Source organism: Arthrobacter sp. Y3222053, from assembly GCF_059092805.1.
In genome coordinates this window covers 182,318-207,806 of record NZ_JBNHIA010000003.1, presented here as the reverse complement: position 1 = coordinate 207,806, position 25,489 = coordinate 182,318, and the positions used below count along the sequence as shown (strand labels likewise).

Sequence of the window (25,489 nt, the reverse complement as noted above, 5' to 3'; positions counted from 1 at the left end):
GCGTCAGCCCGCGGCCAGGGTGACGGCGAAGGCCACCGCGACGGCGGCGAGGACGGCCACCACCACGCCGTACCCGATCTGGTTTACACGGCGGCGGCGGCGGCGCTCGAGGCGCAGGTCCCTGCGGGTCATGGTTGTGCTCATGTGCGTGACTGTAGGAACCGGCCCGGGGGAGGTTTAAGAGTAGTTGTCACGTGCCCGCTGCGGGCCCACTACTCGTTTACCTCGCCGCGGGGCTACCTGCCCCGCGCCGACGACGCCCTGAAGACACGCAGGAGGGGCACCCGATGCGGGTGCCCCTCCTGGTTTGATGCTGCGTAAGGGTATTACCGGCCTTCGTCGCCCGGACGGCCCTCGGCCAGTTCACGGGCGCTGTCGGAGCGGCCCATGAACATCGGCACGAAGTAGGCCAGGGTGAAGGCGGCCAGGCAGGTGCCCAGAGGCCAGATGTTGTCAAAGTCCAGCCAGGTCAGGGTGTAGATGCCGACCAGGAAGAGGGCGAACATCAGGATGAAGGTGATCAGGTTGCTGGCCAGGTGGCCTTCGCCCGAGTGGGTGGGTTCCTTGGCGCGGGTGCCTGCCATGGTGTTCTCCGTTTCGAAAGTTCTTCAGCAGCCGTGTGGCTCAGTAGCCAGAGGCGGCATTACCACCGTTAACAATAGCGATTCCCGAGCTGGCGCCAATTCGGGTGGCGCCCGCCTCGATCATCGCACGGGCATCTTCGGCGTTCCGGACGCCGCCGGAGGCCTTCACGCCCATGGCCGGGCCGACGGCTGCGCGCATCAGGGCCACGTCCTCCGCGGTGGCTCCGCCGCCGTTGAAGCCGGTGGAGGTCTTGACGAAGTCTGCCCCGGCTTCCACCGCTGCCTCGCAGGCCAGCACCTTCTGCTCGTCGGTGAGCAGGGAGGTTTCGATGATCACCTTGAGGATCGCCCCGCCGTCGTGCACGACGGCGGCTACGCCGGCGATGTCGCGGACCAGCGCCTCGCGGTCGCCCCGACGGGCTGCGGCAATGTCGATCACCATGTCGATCTCGTCCGCGCCGTCGGCCACCGCGCCCTGGGCTTCGAAGGCCTTGACCTCCGTGGTGGTGGCCCCCAGCGGAAAGCCGATGACCGAGCAGGTGAGCACGCCGCTGCCCTTGAGCTCGTTGTGGACGGTGCTGACCCAGATCGGGTTCACGCAGACGGACTTGAAGTTGTACTCCATGGCTTCGGAGCAGACCTTGAGGATGTCTTCCCGGCTGGCCTCGGGCTTGAGGAGGGTGTGGTCAATGTAGGAGGCGAGCTCAGTCATGGCTTCCATTTTGCCACAGGGGCGGTGGGGGAACGTGGGGGCTCGCGGCGCCGCCGGCTCTTCTGCAGAGAGGGCACCCAGGTGGCCGTGGAACATTTCGTCCACGGCCACGGGCGGCCAAACTTAGTGCGGCCAGTAGCTGACCAGCGGCTTAACGACGGTGCCGTCGCTGATGTTGGACGCGGCCGATGCCGGTGCTGCGCCGAACAAAGCGATCGTCGCGGCCAACAGGAGGGAGGCCCCCAGTTTTTTCTTCATGTTATTTCCCCATTCTCTCTCCGCAGACGGTGCATCTGACGAAGGAATCATACGTCACCACGGGGCGGCTTGATAGATTGGAGAGCCGGCGCCATCATGCACCTTTTATGCGGGTTTCGTAACGTTCCCGGCCGGGGTCCGACCGATGGCAGAATGCAGACTCGAAGAGACGAACGAGAAAGAACCGGTGGCCGTTGGGAAACCAAGATGACTACGTGGCAATGGAATTCCAAGCTACGCAGTTCTGGGAGCGTCGGGAGTACGGTGCGGCCATAGCCACGGCTTTGGCTGGTGCAACTGCGGCGGTGGAGGCAGGCGCGGCGGACAGTGCTGCCCGGATGTTGGTTTTGTGTGCGCAGAGCCAGATAGATGCAGGGGACTACGAAGACGCCATTGCGACATCACACCGGTTGGATTCACTGCCGGGCAGGGCTGATCCTTTGTTGCTGCTTCAAGGTCAAAAACTCAAGATCGTGGCCCTGCACGGCCTGGGGCGTATCGAAGAAGCAGTGGAGCACTCCAGGAGCACCATCGAGAAGGCATCGAAGGTGGCAAACGGGTTGCCCGCCTCTGTGGATCTGCACTGGGTCCTCATAGCCGCTCTCGCCGAAAGCGGGGAGCTGGAAGAAGCATGGGTCTCCGCCCAGGAGCTGGCCTCATTGATATCCGGCACCTCGGACGCGGTGATACTGGGCAAGTCGTACTGGACGATTGGCAACGTAGCCTTCATGATTGGCAGGCATGACGATGCCGTGCGTTTCCATAACCTGGCCGCAGAGAACCTGTCGTCCCAGCGCGACGTTGGTGGCTGGGCTCTGTTCAATAAGGGATCGGCTCACATGCGGCTAATGGTTGGCCTCGTGAACGATGACACCCTCGATTGCATAGAGCGGGCGGAGGTGGCGATTTCAGTAACCGGGGGAAACCCCCGAGACGTTTTTGAGGTTGCTCTTCTGCGAGCACATTGGGAAATCCTGGCAGGGCAACCGGAAAAGGCCATGGCGCGCCTTGATGAGTTGCTGGCCCGAGACCTCTCTGTGCCTGTCTTCGCAATAGGGGAGACCTGGTACATGCGGGCGCTGGCGGCCGCGAAGGCCGGAGACCTGCCGGCGGCCATTGACTGTGCGAAAACGGCGGCGGGACTTTTCGGCCAAACGGGCGCGGAGGCCCGGCGGCTGAAGTCAGAGGAACTCATTGACAGTTTTGTAAAAGAACATGCATAATCATCTGTCCGCTGCTGATGTTCGACCCGCTCGGTCGTATCACGCATAGGACCTCCCCCTGAGGGGGAGACGACGCTCGGCACGGAAACTGGGGGTGGACGTGTACAGGAAAGAGACGGCCGTAAAGGACAAGGCCGGCGGCAAGGCGGAAGCCCTATCTGCGGTCTCCCGATGACAGGGCGGACCGTGAGAACGGGCCCCTACGAATCGCGGGCCGAGGCGTGGGCTGACGAAAAAGCCCGAATCCTTGTCGAGCTGCAGGAGGACGGCGTCGTGCGTCTGGATCTGCCGCCAGGGCGGCCGATTACGGGCGATATTGCCGCGGCAGCGGCGGCCCACGTTGTCCGTTTGACCGGAGACCGCCACGTGCGTGTCCTGCTCGGACTGGCCGGAGTGGAATCAATCAGCAGGGAAGCCCGCAACGTGTTCGGTAAGGTTCCCAACCTCGCTGCCGTTGCTGTCCTGGGGGCAGGTCCTGTGGACAAGGTGATCGCGACGTTCCTGTTGGGCGGCGGGGTCAAGCCGCCTTTTCCCACCCGCTATTTCTCATCTGAGACCAGAGCCCGCGATTGGTTGGAGGAACAACCCGAGTGAGCAGCAGGGCCCCCAGCGGAAGACTGGCCAGCAGCAATAAAGAGGCTGACGCACGCCTCACTCAGGTGATCGAGGGCATCGTCCGTATCGCTTCCGGCGACCTCGCCACACCTATTCCCCGGTCCCGAGCCCGTGACCAGGTGGACGCTGTCATCACCGGAATTAACCTGCTCGCCGAGGAACTCAATTCCGTGTATACGGACTTTGAGCAGCGGGTGGAGGCGCGAACGGCGGAGCTTCAAGCCGCCCATGTCGAGATGGAGCGGATGGCGCTCACCGACGCCCTGACCGGAACAGCCAACCGCGTGGCCCTCACCCGGATCCTTCTGCACGAGCTTGACGGCGCGGCGGGGCGTCCCGGTGTCCTGATGCTGGACCTCGACGCGTTCAAGGAAATCAACGACAGCTTCGGACACCTGATAGGTGATCGAGTGCTGATAAAGGTAGCGGAGAGAGTCGTGTCCGCCGTTCCCAGGAAGGCAGCGGTAGCCCGCCTGGGCGGTGACGAATTCGCCGTCCTGCTGCCGAATACGGACACGCGATCCGCCTTGTCCGTCGCTGAGGACATACAGCAGGCGTTCAGCAGCGTCATCCGGCTGGAGGAACTGGACGTCTGGCCGCGGGCCAGCATCGGCGTCCATGTGGCGCGTGAAGGCGAGCAGGCCGAGGACATCATGCTCCGCGCCGACGTCGCCATGTACTCCGCCAAGGAACAGGGCCGGGGCCGAATCGCCGTGTTCGAACCCGTGATGCTCTACGCGCGGCAGCTGCGCCGTCAGACCTCCGCCGAACTGCGTCACGCCGTGACGCGCGGCGAGCTTTTCCTCGAGTATCAGCCGGTGGTGTCCCTGACCTCCGGGCAGGTGCAGGGCGTCGAGGCGCTGGTGCGCTGGAACCATCCGACCCGCGGGCTTCTCCCGCCGGGGGAGTTCATTCCGGTGGCCGAGGAGAGCGGCGTGATCGCCGACGTCGGCGCCTGGGTGCTCCAGACGGCGCTGCAACAGCTGGGCCAATGGCTGGCGGACGGTGCGGTGGGTGCCGAGTTCAGCCTGCGGGTAAACCTGTCGGCCATGGAACTGCAGCGCATCGACCTGGTGGACACGGTCCGCCTGGCGCTGCGCCGTTGCGGGGCAACGCCGGAAAACCTGATCCTGGAAATCACCGAGAGCGCATTCGTGTCCGGCGGCGACGTCGAGACCTACAGCCTGAAGGCCCTGAATGCCCTGGGCGTACGGATCGAAATCGACGACTTCGGCACCGGCTACTCGTCGATCAGTTACCTGCGCCGGCTCCCGGCCTCGACCGTCAAGGTGGACCGTGCACTGATCAAGGACATCGCGGAGGATGAGCAGCAGCTGGAGTTCGTATCCGCTGTGCACGGGCTGATCCGGGCCGCCGGCATGGATGCGGTCTTCGAAGGCGTGGAGACCACGGAACAGGCCCGGCAGCTTCAGCGCATGGAGTGCTGCAGCGGGCAGGGGTATTACTTCAGCCGGCCCCTCAGCGCCGAAGCGGCCACAGAGCTGCTGCGCAGCGGCGCCCGGCTGCCCATGAAGCCGGCAGCCCGCCCCTGAACAACCGGCCGCAACAGGCACGCCCCGCGGACCAGGGGCTCAGCCCCTCAACTGCCGGTCCGAGGGCGGCGCCTCCCGGGACTGCCACGCCCAGACAAGCACGGCACCCAGGCAGGCGCCCAACGAGTTGGCCAGCACATCCTGTAAGGTGCCGTGCCGGGCGGGGAGCAGCATTTCCTGCGCCAGCTCGATGCCGGCTGACCCGCAGGCGCCCCAGAGCGCAGCGCTCCACGCCCATCGCCTGCCGAGCCAGACGGCGCCCAGCAGGCCCATCGGGACGAATAGGGCGATGTTCGCCGCCGCCTCCACCAAGCCGTAGTCAATCCAGGCCGGCGCACCGCGCTCCTGCAGGGCGGCCAGGACCCGGGCCAGCGGGCCGGCAAACCCGCCATCCACGGGACCCGGCCACAGGGCAACCATGGCAAGGGCCAGGATGTAGGGAACCAGCAGCACGGAAGCCCAGCCGCGGCCGCGGCTGGCAGACCCGGGCCGTGCCTGTGCCTGATCACGCCGCCCGACATGGCGGCGGGCGGCGCCGCGCAGCTGCGTTTCGCCGTCGCCTGTCATATCCACCGGGTCCTGTTCCTTGAGCATGCCAGCACGTCCTTGGATCTGGTGCGGACGTGCCGGCAGCTGCAGGTGGCAGAGCCCGGCCGTGCGCCGTCATTATGCTGAGCGGAGCGTACCCTGCGGAGGGGCCGGGGGAGGAGCGTGGACGATCAGAGGCCGAGTGACGCCCGTACATCGGCCAGCACGGCGTCCAGCTGTTCGCGGGCGGCGGCGCGGGCAGCCGGCAGCGCCTGCGGGCCACTGACCGGCCTGATGACCTCGAGATAGCACTTGAGCTTCGGCTCGGTGCCGCTGGGTCGGATGATCACCCGGGTGTCGTCTTCGGTCAGGTACAGCAGGCCGTCCGTCGGCGGCAACGCGGCGCTGCCTTCGGCCAGGTCGACGGCGGAGCGCACGGGAGAGCCGGCGAACGCCGCGGGCGGTTGCTGCCGCAGGGTGGCCATCATCTCACCCAGCAGCGCAAGGTTGTCCACCCGCACCGAGAGCTGGTCGCTGGCGTGCAGGCCATGGGCCAGGGCCAGGGCGTCCAGCTCGTCGAACAGCGTGCGGCCCTCCGCCTTCAGCGTGGCGGCGAGCTCGGCGATCAGCAGCCCGGCGGAGATGCCGTCCTTGTCGCGGACCAGGTGCGGGGCGACGCAGTAACCCAGCGCCTCCTCGTAGCCGAAGGTCAGCCCTGGTACCCGGGAGATCCACTTGAAGCCGGTGAGGGTCTCTTCGTGCCGGAAGCCGGCGGCGTCGGCGATCCGGGCGAGCAGCCGGGAGGAGACGATGGAGTTGGCGAACACCACCGGCTCATTGGCGGCCTTGCCCCGGAACTTCACGTGCCCGGACTTGATGCGCCGGGCGAGGTGGGCTCCCAGCAGGGCTCCGACCTCGTCGCCGCGCAGCATCCGCCATTCCCCGGTCGCCGGGTCCTTGGCGGCGACGGCGGCGCGATCGGCGTCGGGATCATTGGCAAGCACAAGGTCCGCGTCGCGCTCCCGGGCCAGGGCGAGCGCGAGGTCCAGCGCGCCGGCCTCCTCCGGATTGGGGAAGGCGACGGTGGGGAAATCCGGATCCGGGCGGGACTGCTCGGCCACCGGAATCACCGGGCCGAACCCGGCGTCGCGCAGCACCGAGACCATGGTCTCGCCGCCGACGCCGTGCATCGCCGTGTGCACAATCGCCAGGTCACGGCTCGGGTAGCCCTTGAGGCTGGCCAGGCGGGTGATGGCGTTGATGTAGTCGGCCACCAGCGACTCCGAGACCTCCGCCCACCCCTCGGGGGCGACGTCGATGCTGGACAGGGGCTTCCCATAGTCGATCCGGGCGGCGATCTCCGCGTCGTAGGGAGCCACGATCTGCGCGCCTTGGCCGGGGCCCTTGACGGTATGTCCGCCCAGATACACCTTGTAGCCGTTGTCCGCGGCCGGGTTGTGGCTGGCGGTGACCATGACGCCGGCGTCGGCGCCGAGGGCACGGACCGCGTAGGCGAGCACGGGGGTGGGCAGCATGCACGGCAGCACCAGGGTCTCGATGCCGGCGGCAGTGAACACCGCAGCGGTCTCCTCGGCGAAGTCGATGGACTTTCGGCGCCCGTCGTAGCCGATTACCGCGCTGGGCTGCCAGCGGCCTGCGGAGGCATCGAGCAGGAAGCTGGCGAGCCCGTCCGCGGTGCGGCGGACGACGGCGCGGTTCATCCGCATCGGTCCTGCGCCCAGGGCGGCACGCAGCCCGGCGGTGCCGAACTCCAGGGTGCCGGAGAAGCGGTCAGCCAGCTCGCGGGCCGCGTCGGCGGCTTCCGCTTCACCGCCGTCGAGCCCGGCGAGGAGGTCGCGCAGCTCGCGGGCCGTCTCCGGGTCCGGGTCCTCCCGGGCCCAGGTCCGGGCGGCGGAGGCCAGGTCGTGCAGTGCGGTGGGGGTGAGGCTCATGTTCCTTGGCTTCTGGGTGGGTTGCGGCGGCAAAAGGGAAGGCGCGGAGCCGAAGCTCCGCGCCGACGCAGTCTAGATGCGTCCGATGATCTCGGCCAGCAGCTTGGAGATCCGGGGGCCGGCGGCCTGGCCGGCCTCGATGACCTCCTGGTGGCTCAGCGGCACCGGGCTGATGCCGGCCGCCAGATTGGTCACCAGGGAGATGCCGAACACTTCCATCCCGGCGTGCCGGGCAGCGATGGCCTCCAGTGCGGTGGACATGCCCACCAGGTCGGCGCCGATGGTCTTGGCGTAGCGGACCTCCGCCGGAGTCTCATAGTGGGGGCCGGTGAACTGGGCGTAGACGCCCTCGTCCAGGCTCGGATCCACCTCGCGGGCAATGCCGCGCAGCCGGGAGGAGTACAGATCGGTGAGGTCCACGAACGTGGCGCCCTCGAGCGGGGAGGCGGCGGTCAGGTTGATGTGGTCGCTGATCAGCACCGGAGTGCCCGGCGCCCAGGCCGGGTTCAGCCCGCCACAGCCGTTGGTCAGGACCATGGTCCTGGCGCCCGCGGCCGCCGCGGTGCGGACCCCGTGCACGACCGCGCGCACGCCGCGGCCCTCGTAGTAGTGGGTGCGCGCCCCCAGCACCAGGGCGTTCTTGCCATCGGGGGTGCGGATGGATCGGATGGTGCCCACATGGCCGGCCACCGCGGGAGCGGTAAAGCCGGGAATGGTGTCGGCCGGGAGGGTGGCGGTCGTCTCGCCGATCAGCTCCGCCGCCTCACCCCATCCGCTGCCGAGCACCAGGGCAAGATCATGCTGTTCCACGCCGGTCTCTGCCGCAATGTGTGCTGCGGCCTGCCGGGCCAGTTCAAAGGGATCGTTGGTCACGGCACCAACTTACCGCCCCCCGGCGCTGCTGGCTAAAGCCGGGCGCGGGGCCGGCGGGCAAGGTTCCACCGCGCACTGTTTGAGCGCTGTCGACGGATGGGACAGAATGGGATGCTGTGACCAGCCATCTTGACTTTACTGCCCGCAAACTCGCGATCCTCGGCGGAGGCCCCGGCGGCTACGAAGCCGCCATGGTCGCCGCCTCACTCGGTGCCGAGGTGACGGTCGTCGAGCGCAACGGGCTCGGTGGCTCCGCGGTGCTGACCGACGTCGTTCCCTCCAAGACGCTCATTGCCAGCGCCGACATCATGACCCGCCTGGTCGCCGCCCACAACCTCGGTGTGGAGCTGGCCGACGGTTCGCCCGTCGTCGCCGACCTGAAGGTGGTCAACGCCCGCCTGCTGGCCCTGGCCAAGGAACAGTCCAACGACATCCGCCGCACCCTGGAGCGGATGGGCGCGAAGGTGATCATCGGTGAGGGCCGGCTGCTGGACCACCGCACCATCGAGGCGGTCACCGAGAACGGCACCGAAACCGTCGAAGCCGATGCGCTGCTGATCTCCACCGGCGCCAACCCGCGCGAGCTGGAGAGCTCCAAGCCGGACGGCGAACGCATCTTCAACTGGAAGCAGATCTACAACCTGACCGAGGTGCCCGAGCACCTGATCGTCATCGGCTCCGGCGTGACCGGCGCCGAGTTCGCCTCCGCCTACAACGGCCTCGGCACCAAGGTCACGCTGATTTCCAGCCGCGACCGCGTGCTGCCCGGCGAGGACGCCGACGCCGCCGTCGTGCTGGAGGACGTCTTCCAGGCCCGCGGCATGACCGTCCTGAACCGTTCCCGCGCCGACTCGGTGGTGAACACCGGCGACGGCGTGCTGGTCACCCTCTCCGACGGGCGCACCGTGGAGGGCAGCCACTGCCTCGTCGCCGTCGGCGCCATCCCGAACACGGCCGGCATCGGCCTCGAGGAGGCCGGCGTGCAGCTGGACGAGCGCGGCCAGATCAAGGTTGACGGCGTCTCGCGCACCACCGCGCCGAACGTCTACGCCGCCGGCGACTGCACCGGCGTGTTCAACCTTGCCTCGGTGGCCGCCATGCAGGGACGGATCGCCGTCGCGCACCTGATGGGCGACGGCGTGAAGCCGCTGCGCCTGAAGCAGGTGGCCTCCAACATCTTCACCTCTCCGGAAATCGCCTCCGTAGGCGTCTCCGAGCAGGACATTGCCGCCGGCCGCTATCAGGGCGACGTCATCAAGCTCTCCCTGCACACCAACCCGCGCGCCAAGATGATGGACGTGACCGAGGGGTTCGTGAAGATCATCTCCCGCAAGGGCTCCGGCACCGTGATCGGCGGCGTCGTCGTCGGCCCGCGCGCGTCCGAGCTGATCTTCCCGATCGCCATGGCTGTCACGCACAAGCTGCACGTGGACGACGTGGCGAACACGTTCACCGTCTACCCGTCGCTGACGGGATCGATCTCGGAGGCGGCACGGCGGCTTCACGTGCATATGTAGCCCTTTTCTCCTGCGATGCCCGACGGCGTCCGCTTTCCTCTTCCGGGGAGCGGGCGCCGTCGGCGTTTTGATGCCCTCCGTTTCGGTGCTGAAACGAAAAGGCCATCGGGCGCGTATAGGGTGCTGCTATGGAACTAAGCAGAGCGCTGGAGCAACACATCGCCGTCTTCGGTGAAAGCGGCAGCGGCAAGACAGTCATGATTTCGTCCTTTTACGGGGCTGCGCAGGAACCTCAGTATCCGCATAAGAGTCTGTATGATCTTCTGGCAGATAATCTTGGCCAAGGAACTCGCCTTCACAGCAACTACCTAAAAATGCGAAACACGGCGCAGGTTCCAGCCATGACCAGGTTCGCTGGGACCCCCTACGCATTCACCGCTAAGCTCAAGGACAGTGCAGATGCTAAAGCAGCCAAGTCCCGGCCCTTTGACGCACTGCGACTAGTTTGGCACGACTATCCCGGCGAATGGTTCAATCAAGATGTCGGCGGGGTCGAGGAAGCTCGACGACGCATCGATACTTTTAGGTCCCTACTCACTTCCGACGTGGCCTTTCTCCTGGTGGACGCTCAGAAGATTTTGGATCACGCGGGTGAAGAGGAAAGGTATCTTAAGTCCCTTCTTACGAGCTTCGGCAATGGACTTCTTTCGCTTAAAGATGAGCTCTTGGAAGACGGGAAGCCCCTCGTTGAGTTCCCCCGGGTCTGGTTCCTTGCCCTCTCTAAGGCAGACCTGCTGCCCGACTTGGACGTGGTTGGTTTTCGCGACCTCATGATAGAAAAAGCCGGCGAGAACATCAGCCAGCTTCAAGAGGTGCTCGCTGGCATGGTGGAGGGCAGCAGTGCACTTGCCGTAGGCGAAGATTTTCTCCTGATTTCTTCCGCAGAATTTAGTGCCAACAAGATTGACGTTGCAAGGAGCGTGGGTCTGGAACTAGTTCTTCCTCTGGCGGCAATCGTTCCTTTCGAACGCCACCTTCGGTGGGTTAAAGCCAAACAACTCCCGAAGCGGGTTGCCGAAAACTTGGTGGGCATGGGGGCTAGCCTTGTGGCCGGAGCGCTTGTCAACAAGTTTGCGAAGCTACCGTTCGGAGCCAATCCCGTCCTCCGGCTCGTAGGAGGCTTGGTGTCAAAGGACGCCGTAGAAGCTGCTCTTCGACTAGCGGGAGATCGCCTGCGGGAAGTGAACTCAGAAGCCGTGGCCAAACAAAACCTGCTGACTGCCACTCTTACCCGTTTTCGCATGGACTTGGAAAAGGGCGAGGAAGCGGGAGTCTTGCTGAGGAGCCAGAGATGAGTGTCATCTGGGCCACCCGTGGACGGACATGGGGGTTCCGCTTCCTGCGTGCGGGAGGACTTGGTGATCCGCTGCTGACGTACGAGGACATTTTCGGGGGGTTGGAGGAGGAACCAGAGGTCTTTCGCCGCGTGGGTGCTCGGGTGGCATTGCGCTTCCTCGATCCGGAGCAACGCAGGGACAGTGCAGGTCGCGTGATTCCGCACGATTTCGTGCTTTCACCGCCCATCGCCGACTGCATCCATTCAGTAGACGATGGCCTTAAGAAGGTGTGGCCCAGATACGAGACCGAATACGCCGAGGTGTGGGGGGCCCCGACGCCACCGGCATCTCGGGTCTAAGGCAAGAGCGGCCCCCGACGGCGTCCCGCTCCTCCTCTTCAGGGGAGCGGACGCCGTCGGCGGTTCGGCGGTTAAGCCCCTGCTGGCAGGATGCCGTCCGGTGCCGACCGGGTACGTTCGGGCCGCTCCGGCGTCCCAATTTGGGCGGGAAAACTCAAATGTTTCGGGGCCGTATCTCATTATATGGACATATGTCCGTATGTTGGACTGCCGGTTTTACGATGATGTCCTGTTCGAACCCGCACTCTCACTGGGAAGACCGCCATGACAACAACATCGTCCGGCTCCACAGCCGCACCAGCACCAGCCAACCCGCGCGGCAGGGTCCTCATCGCCAGCCTCGTCGGCACCTCGATTGAGTTCTACGACTTCTACATCTATGCCACCGCGGCCGTGCTCGTCTTCCCCGCGCTGTTCTTCCCGAGCCAGGAGGGCATCGTCGCCCAGCTGGCCTCCTTCGCCGTCTTCGGCGTCGCGTTCATTGCCCGTCCGCTGGGCTCGATCGTCTTCGGCCACTTCGGCGACAAGAACGGCCGCAAGGGCACCCTGGTTGCCTCGCTGCTGACCATGGGCATCGCCACCTTCCTCATCGGCTGCCTGCCCACCGCCCTGGTTCCGGGCTGGGCGATCCTGGCACCGGCCCTGCTGGTGGTCATGCGCTTCGCCCAGGGCCTGGCCCTCGGCGGTGAATGGTCCGGCGCGGCCCTGCTGGCCACTGAGAACGCCCCGGCCAACAAGCGCGCGATCTATGGCACCTTCCCGCAGCTGGGCGCCCCGATCGGCTTCATCCTGGCCAACGGCCTGTTCCTGATCCTCAGCTTCAACCTGACCAACGATCAGTTCATGTCCTGGGGCTGGCGCATTCCGTTCCTGGCCAGCGCCGTGATGGTCATCATCGGCCTGTACGTCCGCATGAAGCTCGTGGAGACCCCCGCCTTCCAGAAGGCCGTGGACACCGGCAAGGTCGCCAAGCTGCCCCTGGGCACCGTGTTCCGCACCAGCTGGCGCGCCATGATCGCCGGCACGTTCATCATGCTGGCCACCTACGTGCTGTTCTACCTGATGACCACCTTCTCCCTGACCTACGGCACCGCCGCCAAGTCCGAGGCGGACGCCCGCGCCGCAGCCGAAGCCGCCGGGAAGACCTTCGACCCCTCCACCTTCGCCGAAGGCCTGGGCTACACCCGCAACGACTTCCTGATCATGCTGATCGTCGGCGTCGTGTTCTTCGGCATCTTCACCATGGTCGCCGGCCCGCTGGCCGAGAAGTTCGGCCGCCGCAAGACCCTGCTCGTGGTCACCGTGGGAATCTTCATCTTCGGCTTCCTGATGGACCCGCTGTTCGGTGGCGGCTTCGTGGGCACCATGGCCGTGCTGATCCTCGGCTTCACCCTGATGGGCCTGACCTTCGGGCCCATGGGCGCCATCCTCCCCGAACTGTTCCCGACCAACGTGCGCTACACCGGCTCGGCCATCGCGTACAACGTCTCCTCGATCCTCGGTGCCGCCGTGGCGCCGTTCATTGCGGTCGCGCTGTGGCAGGCCGCCAACGGCAGCACCTGGCTGGTCGGTGTGTACCTGAGCTCGATGGCGGTGCTCACCCTGATCGCCCTGTTCCTCACCAAGGAAACCAAGGACGTCGACTACGAAAACCACGCCGGCTAGGGGTCAGTTACCCGCCGCCCGGCAAAGCAGAAGGACCAGGTCCCGCACGGGGCCTGGTCCTTCTGCTGTGCCAGGGCGGGCCCGACGGCGGCTCGCACCGCCGTCGGGCCCTCGCCGGCCAGGCTACGGCTGGTCGAGGATGCTTGCGATGATTGCGCCCGCCGGGACGGTGGCGCCGGCAACGGCGGAGAGGCCGGTGATGGTGCCGGCCTTGTGGGCGGTGAGCGGCTGCTCCATCTTCATGGCTTCCAGTACGACCACCAGGTCGCCCTCGGCGACTACGGCGCCCTCCTGGACGGCGACCTTCACAATGGTGCCCTGCATCGGGGAGGTGAGCTCATCACCCGAGGCGGCAGCCGCAGCGGTGCGGGCCCGTCCGGCCTTGCGGGACCGGCCGTTGCCGTTGCCGTTGGCCGGCTTGGCGCCGCCGAGCGCCTCGGGCAGCACGACCTCGAGGCGCTTGCCGCCCACCTCCACCGTCACTCGGCGGCGGGCCTCGTCGTCGGCGTCGTCGGCGGCCCGGTCCCCGATCCAGGCCGGCAGGTCGTTGCGGAACTCGGTCTCGATCCAGCGGGTGTGCACACGGAAGGGGCCTTCGGCCGGCACAAAATCCGGTTCCCGCAGTACCGCGGCGTGGAAGGGCAGCACGGTGGGCATGCCGCTGATTTCCATCTCCGCCACGGCCCGGCGGGCCCGCTCGATGGCCTGGGCGCGGGTGGCACCGGTGACGATGAGCTTGGCGAGCATCGAATCGAAGGCGCCGGACACCGTTTCGCCGGCCTCGATGCCGGTGTCCACGCGGACGCCGGGGCCGGAGGGCAGGCGCAGGGTGCGCACGGTGCCGGGGGCGGGCAGGAAGTTGCGGCCCGGGTCCTCGCCGTTGATCCGGAACTCGATGCTGTGCCCGCGGATCTCCGGGTCGCCGTAGCCGAGCTTCTCGCCGCGGGCCAGCCGGAACTGCTCGCGGACCAGGTCCAGCCCGGTGACCTCCTCGGACACCGGGTGCTCGACCTGCAGCCGGGTGTTCACCTCCAGGAAGGAGATGGTGCCGTCGCGGCCGACCAGGAACTCGCAGGTGCCCGCGCCCTGGTAGCCCGCCTCGCGCAGGATGGCCTTGGACGCCTCGTAGAGCCGGGCATTCTGCTCGTCCGAGAGGAAGGGGGCCGGGGCCTCCTCCACGAGCTTCTGGTTGCGCCGCTGCAGGGAGCAGTCACGGGTGGAGACCACGACGACGTTGCCGTGCGCGTCGGCCAGGCACTGGGTTTCCACGTGCCGGGGGGCGTCGAGGAAGCGTTCAATGAAGCACTCGCCGCGGCCGAACGCGGCCGTCGCCTCGCGGACCGCCGATTCGTAGAGGTCCGGAATCTCGTCGAGCGTGCGGGCGACCTTGATGCCGCGGCCGCCGCCGCCGAACGCGGCCTTGATCGCCACCGGCAGGCCGTGCTCGGAGGCGAAGTCGATGACCTCCCGGGCGGAGGAGGCCGGATCGGCGGTGCCGGGCACCAGAGGGGCGCCCACCTTGGCTGCGATGTGCCGGGCCTGCACCTTGTCACCGAGTGCCGCGATGGCCTCGGGGGAGGGACCGATCCAGGTCAGGCCGGCGTCGAGCACCCGGCGGGCGAAGCCCGCGTTTTCGGACAGGAAGCCGTAACCGGGGTGGATCGCGTCCGCGCCCGAGCGGGCCGCGGCGTCGAGCAGCTTGTCCATGTCCAGGTACGAGTCCGCGGCGGTTTCCCCGCCCAGGGCGTAGGCCTCGTCGGCGAGGCGGACGTGCAGGGCATCGCGGTCCGGTTCGGCGTAGACGGCGACCGCGGCAACGCCCTCGTCACGGGCGGCCCGGATCACCCGGACGGCGATCTCGCCGCGGTTGGCGACCAGGACCTTCGTCAGCGGCTTGATGCTGCCCGGAGTTTCAACGCCGTCGGCGGCGGCAGGGGGAATGTTCATTGATGCACTGGCTCCTTCGAATCTGTTCGGAGCCTAACCCGGTTTTGTGGCATCGAGCCATAATGCGTCATATCCCGGCGTAGTGGGCCCGGATTGTTTGTGGGGACCCTACAAGGCGGGGGTTTGTGTGGTGATGGGGCGGGGTTCGTGTGGGTGATGGGGCGGGGGCTGGAGGCGGGGTGGGCGTGGTGACGCGGACGCGCGGGGGCGCGGGCTCTCGGGGAGTGGACGGGCAGGCCGTGGCCGTGTGTCTATCGGTGGGCGTCAGTGGGCATCGCATGAGCGCGTTGCGGTGGCGACAAGAGCGCGACCCCGCCCCACCGCACGGGCCGCGGACGCAGTGCTTGTGGATAAGCCGGGAGCGCTGGAGTCGGGCCGGTAGTAAAGACGCATGCGCAAACCCCAGCCGCTGCCTGAGCCGCTGTCCGTTCCATTCACGCTGCAGCAGGCGCGCGACTTGGGTATCAGCCGCAAGCGCCTTCTGGCCGGGGATCTGCGCCGCCCGAGCCGTGGCATCAGGGTGCCGCCCGGCGCCGTCGAGATCGCCACAAGTTGTCGGCCTTACCTGCAGCTTCAGCCTGATGCCGTGGTCAGCCACACCACAGCAGCGCGGATCTACGGCATGCCGTTGCCGCAGGCGCAGTCCAAGGAGCCCGTCCTGCACCTGACCCGCCCGGCAGGCAGCGCCGCGCCGCGCCGCCGCCACGTGGTGGGGCACCGGCTGACACTGGCGCCGGACGAAGTGCTGTGTCCGGTACCCGGGTTGCGCGTGACGGCGCCGGCGCGGACCTGGCTGGACTTGGCCTCGATCCTCCGCCCGGACGACTTGGTGGCGGCCGGGGACTGTCTGATCAGTGAGCTGCGACGGCACTTCGGACAGCCCCGCATCCCCCTGGTCCCCTTGCCGGTGCTGCAGGCCTACATCGGGCAGGCGCCACGGGTTGCCGGGATCCGGAAGGCGCGCGCTGCCCTTGACCTGCTGCGTGTGGGCGTTGACTCGCCCCCGGAGACTTATCTGCGGCTCATGCTGAGCCGGGCAGGGCTGCCGCCGTTCACCCCAAACCTTCCGCTGCTGGACGAGACAGGGTACCCGGTGGCGTGGACCGACCTGGGCTGCCGCGAGTACCGGACCTGCGTTGAGTACGAGGGCGCACATCACCTCACGCGGGAGCAACAGACCGCCGACCATCATCGCGACCTCATGGTCGCTGAGCTTGGCTGGCATCAGGTCAAGGTCAACGCGGCCGATATGCGGCAAGGAGGGCCATGGGTCGCAGGTAAGGTCATGCGAGGGTTGCTTCTGGGCGGCTGGGAGCGGCCGGAGCAACGGGATGATCTGCGCAATGGACGGCCGTGACGGTGGAGGGCGCCGTCGTTGGCGGGACGAGCTGCGCAATGGATGGCCGCGTGGCGCGAGAGTCGAAGCTCTTGTGCATTTCGTCCCGCTAACCGCGGGTCTAAGCGGGCCTATCTGCGCAATGGACGGCCGTGACGAGGGAGGGCGCCGTCGTTGGCGGGACGAGCTGCGCAATGGACGGCCGCGTGGCGCGAGAGTCGAAGCTCTTGTGCACTTCGTCCCCCTAACCGCGGGTCTAAGCGGGACGATCTGCGCAACGGATGGCCGTGACGAGGGAGGGGGCCATCGTAAACGGGACGAGCTGCGCAATGGATGGCCGTGACGGTGGAGGGGCCGTCGTTGGCGGGACGAGCTGCGCAATGGATGGCCGTGACGGTGGAGGGGCCGTCGTTGGCGGGACGAGCTGCGCAACGGAAGCTGCCCGGGCGTCCTCCCGCTGACGCGGCCCGAAGGCGCATGGACGGTGCAGGGCTTACCGGTCCCACAGGTCGGTGACGGAGACGCCGGCGCCGGCCAGCAGCTTCCGCAGCGTCACCACGGACAGCCCGACGACGGCGTGCGGGTCGCCGACGACCTTCTCAATGAACGCCCCGCCGAGCGAGTCGATGGTGAACGACCCGGCCACCTGCAGCGGCTCGCCCGTAGCCACATAGGCGTCGATTTCGGCGCCGGTCAGCTCGGCGAAGTGCACCTCTGCGGAACTGAGCAGGCCCGCGGACGTGCCGGAACCGCCGTCGGACTCCGCCCGGCGGTCCACCAGCCAGTGCCCGGTGTGCAGCACCCCGTAGGTGCCGCTCATCCGCCGGATCCGGGCGCGGGCGACGTCGGGCTCCCACGGTTTGCCGTGCGCCTCGCCCTGGAACTCGAACACCGAGTCACAGCCGACCACCAGCGATCCCTCCGCAGCAGGCAAGGCGGCCACGGACTCCGCCTTCGCCCGAGCCAGCAGCAGCGCCGTCTCGGCCGGGGAAGGGGTGCCGGCTGCAGCCGTGACCGCGTCCTCGTCCACATCTGAGACCAGGACGCGGTGGGCGATGCCCGCGTCGGTCAGCAGCTTGGTGCGGGCGGGGGAGGCGGAGGCGAGGATCAGGCTGAGGTCAGTCACGCCCTCCAGCCTATCCAACCCCCGGGACGGGGTGGGCGCGATGGGGTGGTACGACGACGGCGTGCCCGCTGCAGGGCGGGCAGCCGGCTTGGGAAGCGCCCAAGCATTCCGGGGGACAGGCCCGCCGGGCCGCACTGCGCCGCACCGCCGCCCGCCCCGCAGCCCGCCGCAGCGCCGCCACACCGAAAAGCCGCCGGGATACAGCGAAGGCCGCCCCGACAGCGGGACGGCCTTCGCCAAAGGAAGTGCGAGATGAGGAAATCCTAGCGTGTCCTGTCAACGGTGCCGAATTCGGCAGCACCGCTGCAGGTCACACATCTGCACCCTCCGGGCCCTGCAGGGGCTCAGCCGCGGCGGGCGGCGGCACCGGCGTCGGGCGCGGAACCGGTCCCGGACGCTCCGGCGGGTACGGACACGCCGCGCCCGTCGGTCTCCTCCGTCGGCACCGCAGCCGTCCGCTCGGAGTCGGTCGCCGCCTCGCCGCGGGCCTGCTCGGCCAGCAGCTCGTCGGAGTCATCGGCGAACGGCTCGCCGCGCCTGCGGGTGTTGTACAGGTCCATGTCCAGGATGCCCTGGCGCTTGGCCACGATGGCCGGCACCAGCGTCTGCCCGGCGACGTTGACCGCGGTGCGGCCCATGTCCAGGATCGGATCGATGGCCAGCAGCAGGCCGACACCGGCCAGCGGCAGCCCCAGCGTGGACAGGGTCAGGGTGAGCATCACGACGGCGCCGGTGGTCCCCGCGGTGGCCGCGGAGCCGAGCACCGAGACCAGCACGATCAGCAGGTACTGTCCCAGGTCAAGGCTGATGCCGAAGAACTGGGCCACGAAGATCGCGGCGACGGCCGGGTAGATGGCGGCGCAGCCGTCCATCTTGGTGGTCGCGCCCAGCGGCACGGCAAAGGACGCGTAGCCGCGCGGCACGCCCAGGTTCCGCTCGGTGACCCGCTGGGTCAGCGGCAGGGTGCCCACGGAGGAGCGCGAGACGAAGGCCAGCTGGATGGCCGGCCACGCGCCGGAGAACCACTGCCGCACGGAAAGGCCGTTGGCCTTGATCAGCACCGGGTAGACCACGAACAGCACCAGGGCCAGGCCCACGTAGACGGCGATGGCGAACATGCCGAGCGAGCCGATGGTGGTCCAGCCATAGGTGGCCACGGCGCGGCCGATCAGGCCGATGGTGCCCAGCGGGGCGAGGCGGATGATCCACCACAGCACCTTCTGGATCACGGCCAGGGCGGAGGCGTTGAAGGCCAGGAACGGTTCGGCCGCCTTGCCGACCTTCAGCGCGGCGATGCCGACGGCGATGGCGATGACCAGCACCTGCAGGACGTTGAAGTTCAGGGCGGTGGTAACGGTCTCCGGGTCGACGGCGGTCGAGGAGGCGGTCAGGCCCAGGAAGTTCGAGGGGATCAGGCCGGTGAGGAAGCCGATCCAGCTGCCGGTGCCGCCCTCGTAGCCGGCCTCTGGCAGGCCGGACGTGTTGGCGCCGGGCTGCAGGATCACACCGAGGGCAATGCCGATCAGCACGGCAATCAGCGCGGTAATGGCGAACCACAGCAGGGTCTGCCAGGCCAGCCGGGCGGCGTTGGACACCGCGCGCAGGTTCGCGATCGAGCTGACGACGGCGGTGAAGATCAACGGCACGACGGCGGCCTTCAGCAGCGAGACGTAGCTGGTGCCGACGGTGTTCAGTGTGGTGGTCAGCCAGTTCGGCTCGCCGTCCGCGCTCTCGCCCATCTCACGGGCCAGCAGGCCCAGGGCCAGGCCGATGATCAGGGCGGCGATGATCTGGGGCCCGAACGCGGTCACCCAGGCGGGCAGACGCCGTCGGGCGCTGATGGGGGAGGAGGTTTCTGAGGTCACCAGAAGATGCTAGGGAAGTTTCCCTAGCAGAGCACCCTCAAAGTTGCGAAATGTTACGCGCGCCTCCCGGTGTCCTGCGGCCGCCGGTGAGGGAGGATCCGCTCCGGGTAAGGGATCCGACGCCGACGGGCGGCGCATTCCCGCGCCGCCCGTGACAAATGTCGCATTTCCGGGTGGGATCAATATGACGCCCCGGGGGAGCCGTGCTAGCCGTCCAGCAGCGCCCGGCGCAGCGTGTCCAGGCCCACTGAACCCAGCTGAAGCGCCCGGGTGTGGAAGGCCTTGGCGTCGAACGCGTCGCCTTCACGGGCACGGACCTCGTCGCGGATCTGCTCCCAGAGCCGCTGGCCCAGCTTGTAGGACGGGGCCTGGCCCGGCCAGCCGAGGTAGCGGGTGAACTCGAAGTTCAGCTGGCCCTCGGAGATGGCGATGTTCTGCTTGAGGAACTCGTAGCCCTTCTCGGCGGTCCAAGTGCCGGAGCCCCAGCGCTCGGGGATCTCCAGCTCCAGGTGCACGCCGATGTCGAAGACCACGCGGGCGGCGCGCATGCGCTGGGCGTCGAGCATGCCCATCCGGTCTCCGGGATCGGCGAGGTAGCCCAGCTCGTCCATGAGCCGCTCGGCGTACAGGGCCCAGCCTTCGCCGTGCCCGGAGACCCAGCAGACGTTGCGGCGCCAGGAGTTCAGCAGCCCCCGGGCGGCCGTCGCGGTGCCGATCTGCAGATGATGTCCCGGCACCCCCTCGTGGTAGACGGTGGTGGTTTCGTTCCAGGTGCTGAAGGTGTCCTCGCCGGCGGGCACGGACCACCACATGCGGCCCGGGCGGGAGAAGTCCTCGCTGGGCCCGGTGTAGTAGATGCCGCCCTCATCCGTCGGCGCGATCATGCATTCGATCGTCCGCATCTGCTCTGGAATTTCGAAGTGGGTGTCGGCAAGGTCGGCCACGGCGCGGTCGGAGAGGTCCTGCATCCATGCGCGCAGCGCGTCGGTGCCGTGCAGCTGGCGCGCGGGATCCTCGTTGAGGATCCGCATGGCCTCTTCCACCGATGCGCCCTCGCGGATCTGGTTGGCCACCTGCTCCTGCTCGGCGATGATCCGGTCCAGCTCCTCGACGCCCCACTGGTACGTCTCTTCGAGGTCGATCTGCGCTCCGAGGAAGCGGCGGGACATCAGTGCATAGCGTTCCCGGCCGACGGCGTCCTTCTCGGGTGCCAGCGGCAGCAGCTCATCGGCAAGGAAGGTCACGAAACCGCGGTAGCCGGCGCGGGCTTCTTCGGCGTGCGCGCGCAGCTCGGCGGCGAGGTCCTGCGGCAGTTCGGTGCCGTCCCCGGCCGCCGCTTCGCTGACGAAGCGGTCGAAGAACCCGCCGTCCTCGGCGTAGCGGGTGCACTGCTCGATGACGGTCCGGACCTGCCGGGCCGCGGGCAGCAGGCCCTGTTCGGCACCGCTGCGCAGCGACGTCACGTAGGAGGAAAGGGCATCGGTGACGTTGCCGAGCCGGCCGCAGATGTTGCGCCAGTCCTCGACCGTGGCGGTGGGCATCAGGTCGAAGACGGAGCGGATGCCCTGGGCGGGGCTGGCAATGTTGTTCAGGTCTGCAAGATCCCAGCCGGTGGCGTGGATTTCCAGCTCAAGTTCGAGCCGCTCATGCAGGGCATCGAGGGTTACGCGGTCGACGTCGTCTGCCGGCTCCAGGCCCTCGAGCCGCGCCAGAGTCTCCCGGGCGGCTTCGGCGAAGTTCTCCAGCCCGGCGGGGGAGTAGTCGGGATACTCCGTCTCGTGTCCCGGGACGCCGAGGGACGTGGCGAAAGTCGGATCCAGCTCCAGCAGGCGCTCGGTCAGCGCATCGGCAACGGCGTCGATGGCGGTCGGACGGCGCGCGGCGTCGTCGGCGGGCAGGGCGGAAGGCGTTGTCTGTTCGGTCACAAGGGGAAGCCTAACCGCAACGGAAGGGGAATCAGCAACACGGCCGAAATCAGTCGGCAGCGACCTTGACTCCCGGCTGTAACGGCGCTAGGCGGGTGCTGCCGCAGCAGGTTGAGACGCCGCTGCCCGGTTGATGGCCCGGGGCAGGATGGGGTCAGCGGTAGCTGCGCCGCCAGGCGCCGGGTCCGGGAGCCGGCAGCAGCCGCAGCTGGCGACGGCGGGTCCAGGCCCGGGCAGCGCCCCGGCGGTCCGGTGCGGGCTCGGGTGCCGGACCGGTGAGGCCGACGACGACGGCGGTCAGCGCGGCCAGCTCCTCAGCGGTGGGGTTTCCGCCCACCACGCGGAACAGCGGTTCGGGGGACTGTTCAGGCTCCGGCAGCCCGATCGGGTGGGCGCTCACAGCGGGATGTTCCCGTGCTTCTTGTGCGGAAGGGCGGCGCGCTTGTCGCGCAGCGCCCGCAGCCCGCGGATGATCTGCAGCCGGGTCTCGGACGGGGCGATCACCGCGTCGACGTAGCCCAGCTCGGCGGCCTGGTAGGGGTTCAGCAGTTCCTCCTCATAGGCGTTGATGTAGCCCTCGCGGGCGGCGTCGACGTCCTCCCCGGCGGCCGCGGCGGCCTTCAGCTGAGCGCGGTACAGGATGTTCACCGCGCCCTGGGCTCCCATCACGCCGATCTGCGCGGTCGGCCAGGCCAGGTTCAGGTCCGCCCCGAGCTTCTTGGAGCCCATGACGATGTACGCGCCGCCGTACGCCTTGCGGGTGATCACGGTCAGCTTCGGCACCGTGGCCTCGGCATAGGCGTAGAGCAGCTTGGCGCCGCGGCGGATGATGCCGTTGAACTCCTGGTCGGTGCCGGGCAGGAAGCCGGGCACGTCCACGAACGTCAGAATGGGAATGTTGAACGCGTCGCAGTGGCGCACGAAGCGGGCCGCCTTCTCCGAGGCGGCGATGTCCAGGGTGCCGGCGAACTGCATCGGCTGGTTCGCGACCACGCCCACCGTGTGCCCTTCCACCCGGCCGTAGCCGATGATCACGTTGGGGGCGTACAGCGCGGAGACTTCAAGGAAGTGGCCGTCGTCGATCACCTGCTCGATGACCGTGCGCATGTCGTAGGGCTGGTTGGCTGAGTCGGGAATGAGCGTATCCAGGGCCAGGTCGCCGTCGTTGGCCTCCTCGTCCTGGGCGAAGGCGGCCACCGGTGCCTCGGCGAGGTTGTTGGAGGGCAGGAAGTCGAGCAGCTCGCGCACGAACTCGACGGCGTCCTCCTCGTCCGCGGCCAGATAGGCGGAAGTGCCGGTGGTGGTGTTGTGCTGCCGCGCCCCGCCGAGGGTCTCCATATCCACGTCTTCGCCGGTGACGGTCTTGATGACGTCGGGTCCGGTGATGAACATGTGGCTGGTCTTGTCCACCATGACCACGTAGTCGGTGAGGGCGGGGGAATAGGCCGCGCCGCCGGCGGAGGGGCCCATGATCAGGGAGATCTGCGGGATGACGCCGGAGGCGTGGACGTTGTTGCGGAAGATGTCCGCGAACATGGCCAGCGAGGCAACGCCTTCCTGGATGCGGGCGCCGCCGCCGTCGAGGATGCCGATCACCGGGCAGCCCGTGCGGAGGGCAAATTCCTGGACCTTGGCGATCTTGCCGCCGTTGACCTCGCTGAGCGAGCCGCCGTAGACGGAGAAGTCCTGGCTGTACAGGGCCACCTGGCGGCCGTCGACGGTGGCGTAGCCGGAGACCAGGCCGTCGCCGAGGGGCTTCTTCTTTTCCATCCCGAAGGCAGTGGAACGGTGCACTGCCAGGGCGTCGAACTCCACGAAGGAGCCGGCATCGACAAGCATCTCGATGCGCTCACGGGCGGTGTGCTTGCCGCGCGCGTGCTGCTTCCCGATCGCCTCGGGGCCGGCGGGAGCCAGCGCTTCGGCCTGCCGCCGCCGCAGTTCGGCGAGTTTGCCGGCGGTGGTGTGCAGGTCGGTTTGCTGGTCCAGGCTCATGGGCGTCCTCGGGGAAGTCGGGCTGCAGCCATCCGCTGCCTTAGTAGGGTCCGCATAAGCAAACCCGCGATTCCACCAGTCTAGTGAGGGCCACCACGCGCATCGGATGTAGGAACCCTACAATTTCGCCGAACGCCCCTTGGGGCACCGGCGCGCTGTTCTCCTGCGCTCACAAAGAGTACGTGCAGGTTACTTACAGAATTCTGGATCACTACGCAGGCCGTTTGGCTCCGTACCCTGCTTTTGCTGGTCGGTATACACGTACCCTCGGCTGGTCAGGTTCTCCGCTCCTGGACTTCCAGGGCCGTCAACAGCGAGGAGTACCACGCCATGAGCCAGTCTCTGCGTCTCAGAATCCGGGCCCTGGGCTTGATTGGGGCCTTCGTCCTGATCTTCCTGGGCATGGCGGCCCCTGCCCACGCGGGTGCCATGCCCACGCAGGTGGGAGCACCGCCCGGCGCGAAAATCACGCTTTGTCACGCGACGTCGTCGGCCAGCAATCCCTACGTGTCCCTCACCGTGGATCCCGCCGCCGTGTATCGACAGGGCCACGACTCCCATCCGAACGACATCATTCCCGCGTTCGAGGGCTATCCCGGAAGCACGCTGTGGCAGTCGGATCCGGACTACTACAACAGGGCCCTGGCCAACGGGTGCGTGCTGCCGCCGTGTCCCACGCCGACCCCCACTCCGACCCCCACCCCAACCACCACGCCCCCGACTCCCACTCCGACCCCCACCCCAACCACCACGGCCCCGACCCCGGGTCCGACGACGGAAACCCCGACTCCGGGTCCGACGACGGAAACCCCCACGCCCGGCCCGACGACGGAAACCCCCACGCCCGGCCCGACCACGGGAACCCCGACGCCGACGGGGGGCACCGGAAGCCCGGCGCCCACCGGCACTGCCGGAACACCCACGGGGACGGCGGCGACGGGCAGCACGGCGACGCCCGCATACTGCATCTGCCCGCCGTCGGCCGTGACACCTGGGGCAGCGGATTCGGCCGTGACGCCGGGTGGCGCGGAGTCAGCCGCCCCGGGGCGGGCCGGGGTCAGCCCCGCTCCTCCGGGCTGCGTGCGCCAGACAGCCCTGGCGGACACCGGCATTGACGCCGGATCCGGCTCCCTGAACCTGGGCGTGCTGGGCCTGGGCCTGCTGGTCGCGGCGGCGGGAACGCTGCTGCTGGGCCGGTCCCGCGGGCAGCACAGCTAGGCCCCCCCGGCGGACTGCTGCACAGCCCGGGCGGCGGGGAGGGTGATGCACCTGCGGATGTTACTGACCAGTAACATAAATTACCCTGTCCGTATGACCGAGAACACAGCCTCTCCCCGTTCACTGGCCGGCCGCACCATCCTGATGTCCGGCGGCAGCCGCGGCATCGGCCTCGCCATTGCCCTCCGCGCCGCCGCCGACGGCGCGAACATCGTCATGCTGGCCAAGACCGCCGAGCCGCATCCGAAGCTGCCGGGCACTGTGTATACCGCAGCTGAGGACATCGAAGCAGCCGGAGGCAAGGCCCTGCCGATCATCGGGGACGTACGGCGCGACGAAGACGTCGCCGGCGCCGTCGAGCAGGCCGTCGAGCACTTCGGCGGCATCGACATCGTCCTGAACAACGCGTCGGCGATCGACCTGCGTGGAACCGACGACGTCACCATGAAGAGCTACGACCTGATGCAGGACATCAACGCCCGCGGCGCCTTCATGCTCTCCAAGTTCTCCCTGCCGGCCCTCCGCAGGTCCTCCAACGGGCATATCCTGACCCTCTCTCCGCCGCTCAACCTGGATCCCAAGTGGGCCGGCGGGCAGTTGGCCTACACCATGGCCAAGTACGGGATGAGCCTGACGACCCTGGGGCTCGCGGAGGAGCTGAAGCAGGACGGCGTGGCCGTCAATTCGCTCTGGCCGTGCACCGCGATCGACACGGCCGCCATCCGCAACCTTCCGGTGCTGGGCGAGCAGGTGGCCAAGGCCTCCCGCAGCCCGCAGATCATGGCCGACGCCGCCCACGCCATCCTCACCCGCCCGTCCCGGCAGTCCACCGGACAGTTCTTCACCGACGAGCAGGTACTGCGCGAGGAAGGCATCACCGACTTCACCAAATACAGCATGGGAGCCCCCGAGGACCGGCTGGCGCCGGACTTCTTCCTCTAGGGGGCAGCCGGCGGCCGGTCCC

23 protein-coding genes are annotated in these 25,489 nt (G+C 67.9%); 10 read left to right on the top strand and 13 right to left on the bottom strand.

Annotated features, from left to right (window positions below; all coding sequences use genetic code 11):
- Positions 1-3: 3 nt before the first annotated feature.
- The 4 genes from AC5RUW_RS09055 to AC5RUW_RS09040 all read right to left on the bottom strand — a co-directional run bounded on the left by AC5RUW_RS09055 (position 4) and on the right by AC5RUW_RS09040 (position 1,554).
- Entirely contained in the window at positions 4-144 is a 141-nt protein-coding gene (locus tag AC5RUW_RS09055; protein ID WP_494007604.1) for a hypothetical protein, read from the bottom strand.
- A gap of 182 nt (positions 145-326) precedes the next feature.
- Positions 327-584, bottom strand: coding sequence for a hypothetical protein (locus AC5RUW_RS09050; RefSeq protein ID WP_494160393.1), 258 nt, complete (start codon positions 582-584; stop codon positions 327-329).
- 40 nt (positions 585-624) lie between these two features.
- Complete coding sequence (deoC, locus tag AC5RUW_RS09045) at positions 625-1,305, bottom strand: deoxyribose-phosphate aldolase (protein ID WP_494160392.1); 681 nt, start codon at positions 1,303-1,305, stop codon at positions 625-627.
- Between the two features lie 114 nt (positions 1,306-1,419).
- Positions 1,420-1,554, bottom strand: coding sequence for a hypothetical protein (locus AC5RUW_RS09040; protein ID WP_494160391.1), 135 nt, complete (start codon positions 1,552-1,554; stop codon positions 1,420-1,422).
- 215 nt (positions 1,555-1,769) lie between these two features.
- Between AC5RUW_RS09040 and AC5RUW_RS09035 the strand changes: the two genes are divergently transcribed.
- The 3 genes from AC5RUW_RS09035 (at position 1,770) to AC5RUW_RS09025 (ending at position 4,945) form a co-directional block, all read left to right on the top strand.
- Positions 1,770-2,777: a hypothetical protein gene (locus tag AC5RUW_RS09035; protein ID WP_494160390.1), complete on the top strand. Its 1,008-nt coding sequence runs from the start codon at positions 1,770-1,772 to the stop codon at positions 2,775-2,777.
- A gap of 186 nt (positions 2,778-2,963) precedes the next feature.
- Positions 2,964-3,371, top strand: coding sequence for a DUF7793 family protein (locus AC5RUW_RS09030; protein ID WP_494160389.1), 408 nt, complete (start codon positions 2,964-2,966; stop codon positions 3,369-3,371).
- Positions 3,368-4,945, top strand: coding sequence for a putative bifunctional diguanylate cyclase/phosphodiesterase (locus AC5RUW_RS09025; protein ID WP_494160388.1), 1,578 nt, complete (start codon positions 3,368-3,370; stop codon positions 4,943-4,945). Before AC5RUW_RS09030 ends, AC5RUW_RS09025 begins: the two co-directional genes overlap by 4 nt.
- 39 nt (positions 4,946-4,984) lie before the next feature.
- Here the strand turns inward: AC5RUW_RS09025 and AC5RUW_RS09020 are convergent, their stop codons facing one another.
- The 3 genes from AC5RUW_RS09020 to AC5RUW_RS09010 all read right to left on the bottom strand — a co-directional run bounded on the left by AC5RUW_RS09020 (position 4,985) and on the right by AC5RUW_RS09010 (position 8,298).
- Positions 4,985-5,539 carry a VanZ family protein gene (locus AC5RUW_RS09020; protein WP_494160387.1) on the bottom strand — a complete coding sequence of 185 codons (555 nt, stop codon included), beginning with the start codon at positions 5,537-5,539 and terminating at the stop codon, positions 4,985-4,987.
- A 125-nt stretch (positions 5,540-5,664) separates the two neighbouring features.
- The gene (locus tag AC5RUW_RS09015) at positions 5,665-7,425 is read right to left on the bottom strand and encodes a phospho-sugar mutase (RefSeq protein ID WP_494160386.1); all 1,761 of its coding nucleotides are present in this window, start codon (positions 7,423-7,425) and stop codon (positions 5,665-5,667) included.
- A 72-nt stretch (positions 7,426-7,497) separates the two neighbouring features.
- Complete coding sequence (locus tag AC5RUW_RS09010) at positions 7,498-8,298, bottom strand: purine-nucleoside phosphorylase (protein WP_494160385.1); 801 nt, start codon at positions 8,296-8,298, stop codon at positions 7,498-7,500.
- Between the two features lie 116 nt (positions 8,299-8,414).
- Here AC5RUW_RS09010 and AC5RUW_RS09005 point away from each other — a divergent pair, with 116 nt between their 5' ends.
- From AC5RUW_RS09005 to AC5RUW_RS08990, 4 genes are all read left to right on the top strand, one after another.
- On the top strand, positions 8,415-9,815 hold the full coding sequence (locus AC5RUW_RS09005) for an NAD(P)H-quinone dehydrogenase (RefSeq protein WP_494160384.1): 1,401 nt from the start codon (positions 8,415-8,417) through the stop codon (positions 9,813-9,815).
- 128 nt (positions 9,816-9,943) lie between these two features.
- Complete coding sequence (locus AC5RUW_RS09000; RefSeq protein WP_494160383.1) at positions 9,944-11,110, top strand: ATP/GTP-binding protein; 1,167 nt, start codon at positions 9,944-9,946, stop codon at positions 11,108-11,110.
- Positions 11,107-11,451: a hypothetical protein gene (locus tag AC5RUW_RS08995; protein ID WP_494160382.1), complete on the top strand. Its 345-nt coding sequence runs from the start codon at positions 11,107-11,109 to the stop codon at positions 11,449-11,451. The genes AC5RUW_RS09000 and AC5RUW_RS08995 overlap by 4 nt, the downstream gene beginning before the upstream one ends.
- A gap of 264 nt (positions 11,452-11,715) precedes the next feature.
- Entirely contained in the window at positions 11,716-13,116 is a 1,401-nt protein-coding gene (locus AC5RUW_RS08990) for an MFS transporter (RefSeq protein WP_494160381.1), read from the top strand.
- Positions 13,117-13,239: 123 nt separating this feature from the next.
- On the opposite strand, the gene AC5RUW_RS08985 is transcribed toward AC5RUW_RS08990, so the two are convergent.
- Positions 13,240-15,063 carry an acetyl/propionyl/methylcrotonyl-CoA carboxylase subunit alpha gene (locus AC5RUW_RS08985; RefSeq protein WP_494160380.1) on the bottom strand — a complete coding sequence of 608 codons (1,824 nt, stop codon included), beginning with the start codon at positions 15,061-15,063 and terminating at the stop codon, positions 13,240-13,242.
- 391 nt (positions 15,064-15,454) lie between these two features.
- Between AC5RUW_RS08985 and AC5RUW_RS08980 the strand changes: the two genes are divergently transcribed.
- Positions 15,455-16,420 (top strand): hypothetical protein, encoded by a 966-nt coding sequence (locus tag AC5RUW_RS08980; RefSeq protein WP_494160379.1) that lies wholly within the window; start codon positions 15,455-15,457, stop codon positions 16,418-16,420.
- 472 nt (positions 16,421-16,892) lie between these two features.
- Here the strand turns inward: AC5RUW_RS08980 and AC5RUW_RS08975 are convergent, their stop codons facing one another.
- From AC5RUW_RS08975 to AC5RUW_RS08955, 5 genes are all read right to left on the bottom strand, one after another.
- Positions 16,893-17,525, bottom strand: a complete 633-nt coding sequence (locus AC5RUW_RS08975; protein WP_494160378.1) for a Maf family protein — start codon at positions 17,523-17,525, stop codon at positions 16,893-16,895.
- 344 nt (positions 17,526-17,869) lie between these two features.
- Positions 17,870-19,393 carry a dicarboxylate/amino acid:cation symporter gene (locus AC5RUW_RS08970; protein WP_494160793.1) on the bottom strand — a complete coding sequence of 508 codons (1,524 nt, stop codon included), beginning with the start codon at positions 19,391-19,393 and terminating at the stop codon, positions 17,870-17,872.
- A 203-nt stretch (positions 19,394-19,596) separates the two neighbouring features.
- Positions 19,597-21,315 carry a DUF885 domain-containing protein gene (locus tag AC5RUW_RS08965; protein WP_494160377.1) on the bottom strand — a complete coding sequence of 573 codons (1,719 nt, stop codon included), beginning with the start codon at positions 21,313-21,315 and terminating at the stop codon, positions 19,597-19,599.
- A gap of 154 nt (positions 21,316-21,469) precedes the next feature.
- Positions 21,470-21,715 (bottom strand): acyl-CoA carboxylase subunit epsilon, encoded by a 246-nt coding sequence (locus AC5RUW_RS08960; RefSeq protein WP_494160376.1) that lies wholly within the window; start codon positions 21,713-21,715, stop codon positions 21,470-21,472.
- The gene (locus AC5RUW_RS08955) at positions 21,712-23,307 is read right to left on the bottom strand and encodes an acyl-CoA carboxylase subunit beta (protein WP_494160375.1); all 1,596 of its coding nucleotides are present in this window, start codon (positions 23,305-23,307) and stop codon (positions 21,712-21,714) included. Before AC5RUW_RS08955 ends, AC5RUW_RS08960 begins: the two co-directional genes overlap by 4 nt.
- Positions 23,308-23,637: 330 nt before the next feature.
- On the opposite strand from AC5RUW_RS08955, the gene AC5RUW_RS08950 reads away from it, so the two are divergent.
- Both AC5RUW_RS08950 and AC5RUW_RS08945 read left to right on the top strand, forming a co-directional pair.
- Positions 23,638-24,525 carry a hypothetical protein gene (locus AC5RUW_RS08950; protein ID WP_494160374.1) on the top strand — a complete coding sequence of 296 codons (888 nt, stop codon included), beginning with the start codon at positions 23,638-23,640 and terminating at the stop codon, positions 24,523-24,525.
- 93 nt (positions 24,526-24,618) lie between these two features.
- Positions 24,619-25,467, top strand: coding sequence for an SDR family oxidoreductase (locus tag AC5RUW_RS08945; protein WP_494160373.1), 849 nt, complete (start codon positions 24,619-24,621; stop codon positions 25,465-25,467).
- Positions 25,468-25,489: the final 22 nt, after the last annotated feature.